Source organism: Halanaerobium sp. ST460_2HS_T2 (assembly GCF_003337665.1).
In the GTDB taxonomy this organism is placed as follows: Bacteria; Bacillota; Halanaerobiia; order Halanaerobiales; family Halanaerobiaceae; genus Halanaerobium; species Halanaerobium kushneri.
In genome coordinates this window covers 1-9,777 of record NZ_QPJF01000050.1, presented here as the reverse complement: position 1 = coordinate 9,777, position 9,777 = coordinate 1, and the positions used below count along the sequence as shown (strand labels likewise).

At 35.8% G+C, this 9,777-nt stretch carries 9 protein-coding genes; all 9 read right to left on the bottom strand.

Annotated elements, in window-relative coordinates:
• Nucleotides 1-67 precede the first annotated feature (67 nt).
• Nucleotides 68-391 carry a sugar ABC transporter permease gene (locus tag DFR80_RS14650; RefSeq protein ID WP_114490437.1) on the bottom strand — a complete coding sequence of 108 codons (324 nt, stop codon included), beginning with the start codon at nucleotides 389-391 and terminating at the stop codon, nucleotides 68-70.
• A 17-nt stretch (nucleotides 392-408) separates the two neighbouring features.
• The gene (locus DFR80_RS14645; protein WP_076545678.1) at nucleotides 409-1,371 is read right to left on the bottom strand and encodes a sugar-binding transcriptional regulator; all 963 of its coding nucleotides are present in this window, start codon (nucleotides 1,369-1,371) and stop codon (nucleotides 409-411) included.
• Nucleotides 1,372-1,708: 337 nt separating this feature from the next.
• Nucleotides 1,709-2,698 carry a sugar phosphate isomerase/epimerase gene (locus tag DFR80_RS14640; RefSeq protein ID WP_076545677.1) on the bottom strand — a complete coding sequence of 330 codons (990 nt, stop codon included), beginning with the start codon at nucleotides 2,696-2,698 and terminating at the stop codon, nucleotides 1,709-1,711.
• Nucleotides 2,699-2,789: 91 nt separating this feature from the next.
• Nucleotides 2,790-3,938 carry a Gfo/Idh/MocA family protein gene (locus DFR80_RS14635; RefSeq protein WP_076545676.1) on the bottom strand — a complete coding sequence of 383 codons (1,149 nt, stop codon included), beginning with the start codon at nucleotides 3,936-3,938 and terminating at the stop codon, nucleotides 2,790-2,792.
• A gap of 75 nt (nucleotides 3,939-4,013) precedes the next feature.
• Entirely contained in the window at nucleotides 4,014-5,054 is a 1,041-nt protein-coding gene (locus DFR80_RS14630) for an ABC transporter permease (protein ID WP_076545675.1), read from the bottom strand.
• Nucleotide 5,055: 1 nt separating this feature from the next.
• Nucleotides 5,056-6,561 (bottom strand): sugar ABC transporter ATP-binding protein, encoded by a 1,506-nt coding sequence (locus tag DFR80_RS14625; protein ID WP_076545674.1) that lies wholly within the window; start codon nucleotides 6,559-6,561, stop codon nucleotides 5,056-5,058.
• A gap of 162 nt (nucleotides 6,562-6,723) precedes the next feature.
• Nucleotides 6,724-7,662 (bottom strand): ABC transporter substrate-binding protein, encoded by a 939-nt coding sequence (locus DFR80_RS14620; protein ID WP_076545673.1) that lies wholly within the window; start codon nucleotides 7,660-7,662, stop codon nucleotides 6,724-6,726.
• A gap of 102 nt (nucleotides 7,663-7,764) precedes the next feature.
• Complete coding sequence (locus DFR80_RS14615) at nucleotides 7,765-8,736, bottom strand: Gfo/Idh/MocA family protein (protein WP_114490436.1); 972 nt, start codon at nucleotides 8,734-8,736, stop codon at nucleotides 7,765-7,767.
• A gap of 73 nt (nucleotides 8,737-8,809) precedes the next feature.
• Complete coding sequence (locus DFR80_RS14610) at nucleotides 8,810-9,628, bottom strand: sugar phosphate isomerase/epimerase (RefSeq protein WP_114490435.1); 819 nt, start codon at nucleotides 9,626-9,628, stop codon at nucleotides 8,810-8,812.
• Between the last annotated feature and the right edge of the window lie 149 nt (nucleotides 9,629-9,777).

The window sequence follows — 9,777 nt, the reverse complement described above, 5'->3', positions numbered from 1 at the left end:
TGAAGAAAAGATAAATGACCTATTAGACTACTTTTTTGAGCTTCTTCCTGGTTATATCAAGAAATCATTAATGATTTCTAACGCCGAAAGTTGAGTTATTATTTAATAAAAGAGCAAGTGAAAGCGAAGAAATTAAAATTAGTGGGATATAAAGGATAATATAATAAAGGGTATTATTTAAGACTCGCCAAAACTCTTCACTTTTTAAGATGTTAACAAAATTATCTAATCCTATCAGTTTAGGTGGACCACTTATGATATCCCATTCTGAAAAACTTAGCGATAAAGAACCCAACATTGGCAATATTCCGAATACTATTAATCCCAGAACACTGGGAAGCAAAAATATAAATATGCTCAGATATTTATTCTTCTTCTTATAAAAGATCATTTAGACTACTCCTTCTACTAATTATTTTGCTCTAAAAAATCTTCCTGCTGAAAAATTATTTCTTCGACAGTTTTTTCATCACTAACTAAAACATCAAGAAAACCATTCCGTAATCCTCCTAAAATAGCTTCTGTAGTATCCAATGATGTTGCAATTCCAATCACTGTTTCGATATCTTTAAGCTCAGCTAAAGATATACTTAAAACCCGCTCGTCAATAGATTTACTACAGATATTTCCATTAATATCATAAAATCTAAAACAGCTTTGACCAACTGCACCTTTTTCTTCTAATAAATCCAAATCATTTTCTGTTAAGTTATCTACCTGAACCAGAGATCTGTGTTTCCATAAAGCATCAAGTCCCATTAGAGCTATATCAACGTTTCTGCCCTTTTCTAAAATTGCCCCAATTTCTTTATCTTTCTTTAAATTATCCACTAAATTTGAGTTGCTGACAAAACCAGGAGCATGCATTAAATGCGATTGTCCATCTAAAATATTAGAGAGTTCATTTGCAAGACTAAAAGATTGTAAAGTTGTTGAGGTTTGACCAAGTCCTCCTATTAATTGAACAACTTCAATACCTGTAGTTTCTGCCAGATTTAATGATTTCATAGACTTAATCATCTCATAAACTGAAATTCCCCAGGAAACCCCTATTTTTTGATTGCTCTTAATTATACTGTTTAAATAATTTGCTGCCGCCTGACCAACCACCTGTCTGATCATATCTGGAATATAGCTGGTTGTTGGAACAACAATTGCATCTTTTAAACCAAAATATTTTTTTAAAGATTCTTCCAGGTGTTCACAGGAGTCAACTGTGTCTAAAATAGTAATTTTAACTATCCCCTCATTTTTTGCTTCAGTTAACATTCGTGAAATTTGTGATCTTGAGACATCTACTATTTTTGCAATTTCCTTTTGATTCATATTCTTTTCATAGTACAAATGTGCAACCTTTTTTAAAGTTCTCATTCTTTCTCTGTTAATTTTAATCACCTCTGTTCATTTTTTTAACATATGTGATAGTTTTTGTTTGATTTATTTTACTATATTTAAATTATAATACTAAAATATGGGATATGTCAAGAATAAATTATATTATTTTATGATTGTTTTTGCACATATGTGAATTTAAATAAAAATAATAAGTGTTTAAGTGATTTTTTTGCTAAATAATATTATATAAAAAATAACCTGCCCCAGATACTGGAAACAGGCTAATAATAAGAAATATAATTATTTGTTTTTGTGAAATAACGCACTTTAACCAGGTTCAAAACGGTCGTTTTGAACCTGGTACCATAAAATATTATTTTTCCATCGAATCATCAAAGGCCAGTTCTGAGGGCTTAAAATCTATATCCCGGACAAAGTTAAGTGCTTCCCGAGCACCATAAATTCTATCCATTCCACTATCTTCCCATTCTACAGATAGGGGTCCAGTATAATTCATCAGATTTAATTCTCTAATTATTTCATCAAAATCTATATCTCCATGTCCAAGAGAACGAAAATCCCATCCTCTTCTGCGGTCACCAAAGGGGAGATGCGAGCCTAAAATTCCCTCCCGTCCATTTAAAGTCACTGCTGCATCTTTCATATGCACATGATAAATTCTCTCACTAAAATCTCTCAAAAACAAATGAGGAGTCAGTCCCTGCCAGATTAAGTGACTTGGATCAAAATTAATTCCGAATTCAGGCCGCCAGTCAAATTTATCTAAAAGTTTTTGAGCTGTATAAAAATCAAATGCAATTTCTGTCGGATGCACCTCCAGAGCAAATTTAACCCCATTTTCTTTAAATACATCTAAAATTGGATTCCACAGCTCAACTATCCGATCAAATCCTTCTTCGATCATTGATTCTGTGGTCTGAGGGAAAGAATAAAAAAACTTCCAGATAGGAGAACCTGTAAAACCTGTAACTAGATTAACACCAAGATTACCTGCTGCTACTGCTGTAAGCTGCATTTCTTCTATTGCCCATTTTTGTATTTCATCCGGTTTGCCTGCATATTTTTCCGGAGCAAAATTATCAAGACGAGGATCATAACGATCTCCAACACACTGACCGGCAAGATGGTTGCCAATAGCCCAGACTCCCAAATTATATTTATCCAAAATTGCTAACTTCTTTTCTACATAAGAACTTTCTCTGGCTGCTTTTTGGACATCCAGATGATCTCCCCAGCAGGCGATTTCCAGGCCATCATAACCAATCTCACTTACAGTCTGTGCCAGATTTTCAAATTTCATGTCTGCCCACTGCCCGGTAAATAAAGTTACTTTTCTTCCCATATTCAACACTCCATTTCAAAAGTATTTTAAAGTTATTTATAAAATAGATTTTAATTAATAATTAAAACCATATCATAGCCAAATAATTAATTTACTCAATTTCTATCCATTTTTCCTCCCGGCTGCTTTTTAAAATTGCCTCGGTAATTTTAACTTCCTGCTGACCATCAGCAAAAGTGGCAAAATCATAATCAGCTGGATCACCATTTTCCCGGATACAGTCATAAAAATCCTTAATCGAGTTTTTTAAACCTTCTGACCAACCTTCAATATGACCTCCTGGATAATAACAGCGCTCAGCAGCTTTTCCAGCCAGGAGGGAAGGATCGCGAACTAAATCCTGATTGGCCTGCTCCCGATGCCCAATAAATAAATGATTGGCCTTTTCCTGAGACCAGTTTATACTCTTTTTACTACCACTAATTTCGATAAAAAGATCATTTTTATGACCGGCATTAACCTGAGAAACTATAAAACTGCCTGCTGTACCATCTTCAAGTTCAAAAAGTATCGAAGCATAATCTTCTGTTTCCACCTGATATTCTTCATATTCCGCCGACTCTGCATCAGCTTTAGCAAAACTTTTCACCTCAGAAAGCGGCTTTTTACGTTCAGAATACACAATTTTTGTATTAGCAATTAAACGACTAATTTTTTTACCAGTCAGATACTGCAGCAGATCACAAAAATGAGATCCAATGTCCGCTACAACTCTAGATTTACCTCCTTTTTCAGGATCAACACGCCAGCTATAATCGGTTTTAAAAAGCATCCAATCCTGCAAATAATGACCTTGAACATGAAGAATTTTTCCCAGCTCTTTCTGCACCTGATTCTGCATTTCTTTAACCAGTGGATAATGCCGATAGTTATAATTTACTCCTGTATACAGTTCTTTTTTTTCGATAATTTCCAGCAATTCTCTTCCCTCTTTTGTATTCATCACCAGTGGTTTTTCTGCAAAAACATGGACTCCTGCTTCCAGAAAATCTCGATTGATAGGAAAATGCAGATAATTAGGGGTACAGTTATGAACTATATCTAAATCCTCCTCTTCCAGCATTTTAAGATAATCAGCATAATAACCAGGAACATTTAATTCTGCCGCTGCTTTTTTAGAAGATTCTAAAGAACTAGCCACAACTGCCTTAACCTCAACATTCCCGATTCTTCTTAATGCTTCAACATGGGCTCGACCAACAAAACCTGTTCCAATAATTCCCACTTTTAATTTAGCCATTTTCTCACTTCCCCAGTTTAAATTATTTGCCTTCTCAATAGTATTCTATATTCCGCAAAATATAAATAAATTTAATCAAACTGATTTCTGCTTTTTCTGCATTAAAACAGCTCCAATTAAAATTAATCCTTTAAATGCCTCTCGCAGAAAAGGAGGAACACCAAGTAAATTAAGCAGATTATTCATTACAGCAATAATTAAAACCCCAAGAATTGTTCCAATTACTGTTCCGCGGCCTCCACTCATGCTGGTTCCACCAACAACAGCTGCCGCAATTGCTTCCATCTCGTAACCACTACCAGCATTCGCATAATCCATTGATCCAATCCGGGAAACCTGAATAATAGCTGCAAAAGATACTAATAATCCGGTAATTGCATAAACTCTCCTCTTTACTTTTTTAACATTAACCCCTGATAAGTTAGCGGAACGCTCGTTGGAACCAACCGCAATAATTTGACGTCCAAATGTTGTCCGTTTAGAGACAAAATATAAAACTCCTGCAATCAGCAGCCAGTAAATTACCGGCATCACTCTAAAGCTGCCAATCTGAAAATTAGAAATCCCCAGAAACTGCATTGGTACCCTTGGGTTATAGCCCTGCATAAAGTGCTGGGTTACACTGCGGTAGAATTTCATTGTTGCCAGAGTCACCACAAAAGGTGGAATACCCCCCCGGGTAATTAAAAGCCCATTCAAATTACCTAAAAAATAACCAATTGCCAGTGATAAAATTACTGCAATAAAAATAGCTGGTATTCCTTCAATTCCCAGATTAATTAGAATTCCATTGGGACCTCTATCAATTAACATCATCAAAGAAGCACCAACAGCTACCAGAGTTGATCCCACAGAAAGATCAATTCCGGCTGACATAATTACAAAAGACATTCCCAAAGCAATAAGACCAACTCCAGCATTATTTCTTAAAATATTTATCCAGTTATTGATCCAGGTAAGAAACCAACTGCCTAAAGAGTCATAATCGAACCCCAGACTCCAGGTCTGTAAAATTATCATCACAACAAGGGCAATACCGGTGCTAAATATCGGTTTATTTGTCCAATTATCTAAAAACCAATCTTTAAATCCTTTTTCTCTATCTTTATCCTGCATCTTAGGATCCCTCCTGCCTAGAATTAGTCTGAGCACCAGTTGCCAGCCGCATAATCTCATGTTCTGTCATCGAATCTCCCTTAAGTTCCCCCTGGATTATTCCATGATACATCACCAGACTGCGGTCACAGATTCGAATAATTTCTTTGGCCTCACTGGATAAAATAATTACTGCAATATCTTCAGCTGCAAGTTCTAAAATAATATCGTAAATATCTTCTTTAGCTCCTACATCAACTCCCTGAGTGGGATTATCCAGGATAAAGAGCTCCGGACTTGCAATTAACCATTTTGCAAGTACAATTTTTTGTTGATTCCCACCCGAAAGACTATTTATCGGATCATTTTTTTGATCCATTTTAATCTGTAGATCTTTCACCTGCTGTTCAAATTCTTTTTCCTGCCTTTCCAGATCAATAACTCCCCAGTTATCAAATATAGGCCAGGTAACAATTGAAGCATTCTCAAAAATATTCATATCTTTTATTATACCATTTTCTTTACGATCACGGGGCAGATATCCTATTCCCTTCTGCAGAGCATCAGTAGTATTTCTGACTCTAATTTTTTCACCTTTTAAATAAATCTCTCCTGATTCAATCTGGCCGCTGCCAAAAATAGCTTCGAAAAGTTCACGGCGTCCATCTCCCAAAAGTCCTGTAACACCCAGAATCTCTCCTTTATGAGCGGAAAATGAAATATCCTTAAAATTATTTTCAAAAGTTAAATTTTCTACTCTCAGAACTTCCTCACCAAATTCTGTTTCTCGCTGCAGTGACTCTGTTCTTACTTCATGACCAACCATCGAATAAGCCAGCTGATCTACAGTAACTTCTTCCACTAAACCTTCTGCAACTGTTTCTCCATTTCTAAGAACAGTATAACGATCACAAAATTCCATAACTTCACTCAATTTGTGAGAAATAAAAACTATTCCAACATCATGTTTTTTTAAAGTTTCCATCATTGAAAATACCCGCTCTATTTCCTGGTCTGTGAGCGAAGTTGTCGGCTCATCCATTATGATAATTGATGCATCCATCATAATTGCCCTTGAAATTTCAACTATCTGTTTATAGGATGTATCAAGATCTCTAACCATTGTTTTCGGATCAAGCTTAATCTGCATTTTTTCAAACACTTCTCTCGTCTTACTCTCCATTTTTTCTAAATCTAAAAAACCCCGCTTATTTTTCAACTCCCGACCAATAAACATATTCTCATAAATGGGAAGATCATTGATCAAATTTAATTCCTGATGAATAAATGCTATCCCGGAATTCAATGACTCAGCTGGCGAATTAAATTCTACTTTTTCTCCGTCAATTAAAATTTCTCCCTGATCAGCAGGCAGTACCCCTCCTAAAATATTCATTAGAGTTGATTTTCCGGCTCCGTTTTCTCCTATCAATGCACAGACTTCTCCTCCCTGAACAGAAAAATCAACATCTTTTAGGGCTTGAATTGCTCCAAATGCTCTGGAAATATTTTTCATTTCTATCTTCATTAAATCACATCCCATCAATTCAAATCAGAGGCTATGAAATCCCTGCTTTTCTGGTACAATAATTCAGGTAAATTTCTTAACCTCTGATTATCTGGTATATTTGATATCTCAATTATAATTGTTTATGAAATTCAAAATGCTGACTGAACCATTTGTTTAATATTAATAAGGAGAATCTGGATCCAGGAACTTTTCATAATTTGTACGGTCAACTATGGTAGTAGGAATTATTTTTTCCTGAGGCACATCTTTGCCCTTTAAGATATCTAATGCCATATCAACAGCATCTTTTACCATTGCTGGCGAATAAAGTGCGGACTCCAGCCAGATATTTTGATACTCCGGCATCATTTCAAAGTATTCCTGCATTCCTCCACCACCAGTAACTACTTTGATATCTTCCCGACCTGCTTCTTCAATTGCTTTAACTACCCCAATAGAGGTTTCATCATCCATTGAATAAACAGCATCAATCTGATCATGTCTGATTAAAATATCTGACATATCACTTAGACCTGCCTCACGGGTAAACTTAGTTGCATAAGTATGCAGATCAAAATCAGCTCCTATTTCTTCTAGAGTATCTAAAAATCCTGCTTTGCGGAGTTCAGATACTGAACCAGCTGTTGGAACTTCTAAAATCACTACTGTTCCCTCTTTACCAATCTTATCTGTAATATAGTGTGCACCTTCAACTCCCATATCATAGTTATCTCCAGCTACTCTATAAACACCATCAACATCAATTTTAATATCAAAGTTTACTACTTCAATTCCATCTTCAATTGCCATTCTAATTGGGACTTCCATACCTGTCCACTGTGGGAAGGCAACTATTGCTTCTGCTCCCCAGGTTTTTAAATCATCAAGCTGCGAAGTCATTTCAGCAGCATTACTGCTGGTCTGAATTCGATATTCAATCTGATCAGAAAGTTCTTCACAGCGTGCCTCAGCATGATAGGCAACTGCTGCTACCCAACCATGAGTAACTGCCGGGGCCAGAACACCAATCTTATACTTATCCTGAGCACTTACACTGCCAGCAAAAACAAGAGTCACTAAGAGAGAAAAAGTAACCAGAAACACTAAAGCTTTTTTCATAATAAATTTCCTCCTTTTTTTATTGAAAATCTCTATAAGACTCAGCAGCTAAAACTGCTGTTAAAACCCCTGTCCAAATTAATCGATTCTCTGTTCAAAATATTATTGTAAACCAGCAATCTCTTCTAAAATTTCAACTGTTGTAATTAATTCTTTCTTTGTCATTCGATCCGTTGTTACTCCTTTCTCCGCACAATCAATAAAATGAGAAAGTTCATGATAAAACATTGCGGTCGGTGGTAAATTAATACCTGTTTCAATTTTAGGTTCTGATTCTATATCAAATTCTACTGGATCTCCCTCAGGTGGATAAAAAGTAAGACCCTCTTCTTTGACTAAGAGACCCTGTTCAAAATAGACACGCCAGCAGGCAGTAAAAGGATAGTTTGCATTAAACCAGGCTGCCTCAGCTCCAACATTTAAATCTCCAAAATTATAATTAAAACGATAGTGCTCTTTAAACTCACTTTCTTTTCTGCCGGCAGCATTAAAACTGTAGCTTTCAGGCCTACCAAACAAGCTGATAATTAAATCAAGATCATGAATGTGCAAATCAAATGGCAAAAGTCCGCTCTTTTCTTTATCAAACATCCATCCCCCCTGAACCCAGTTGGGTGCTGCTGTTAAACGAGTAAAATAAGCATCCAGCACCTTACCGTATTTTTCACTTCTTACTGCTTCTTTTAAAATCTCAACTTCCCTGGTAAAATGAAGCACCTGACCAACAAATACCTGAGCATCCATCTCTGAAGCCAGCGCAAATATTCTTTCCGCATCCTCTTCATGTAGAGCAACTGGTTTTTCAATTATTATATTTTTGCCAGCATTCAAAGCCTTAAGAGCATGCTCAACATGCAAAAATGTAGGGGTGCAGATATCCACAATATCAACTTCTTCAGCCACCAGTAATTCTTCTACTGTCGGATAAATTTTCACTCCCCAGTTAGCTGCTTTCTGCCGATCATCCTCTGAAGGACCAACAACTGCTTTCACCTCAGCTTCGTTAATTTGAGCATAGTTATTAAAATGCACTGTACCCATCCCTCCAACACCAACAATAGCAATTTTTTGCATTTGCCCCCCCTTTCTCATATTTTCTATCAAATATATTATCCAGAAACACCTTAAAGCTTTTGGTCAATCAAAGTTAAATATCAAAACCGGCTATTTTAAGAAACTGATAGGATTCTCTTACTGCTTCATTTACCTCAGCCAGATCTGTCGGCCCTTCTTCAGTAAATTCTATTTCTATACTGAAAGGAGAATTATTATTATTTTCTTTTAAAATTTTAAATAAAGACTCAAAATCAATTTTACCCTTACCTAAAGCAGGAAAATTCCATTCTTTTTGAGAGCCCGCTTTATCTTTTAAATGCAGATGTCCGACTTTTTCTACTGCAGACTTTAAATCGGTTTCTAAATCAAGGTTTTCTTCTCCATAAAAAATAGCATTGGCTGTATCATAATTAATTACAACTCGCTCAGAATCAACCAGCTCAACAATTTTTTTTAAATGCTTACCTGTTCCATGTTTACCATGGTTTTCAAGTCCTAAAATCAGCTTATATTCTTCCAAATAAGGAATTAAGCTTTTAATGTTTGCGGCTGTTTTCTGATCAGAAAGTTCTGCCTCATCTTGCAGGTGAGCTTCCCCAATCGAAGAAATAATATATTTGCAACCAAAAAAATGGGCCAGTCGAATATTAGCAATAAAATCATCGATCCGATTATTATCCATCAAATTTGTGTGACCGCTTAAAGAAATTGGGGTTAGCCCGGCCTCAATTAACTGATCTTCTATCTCATATAATTTCCTTAAAGACATGGTTGGAAAAACATGCTCTGTCCAGCCTTTGGTAGCAGTAAGTTCAATGTAATTAAAACCAGCAGCTTTAATCCCTGCAATTGCCTGTTTGAGAGAAAATCCATGGTAGGTATTTGAATTCACAGCAATTATTCTTTTCAAAATATCCCCTCCTTAGTTAAGTAACTTAATAGTCGTTTGTATAATGTCTAAGGCCCTAAATGACAGGGCTCATGACATAAATTTTTGGTGATTTCCTCCTTAAGATATGGTATAATATAGTTAGAGATACTAAAAATACCACAAAGCCA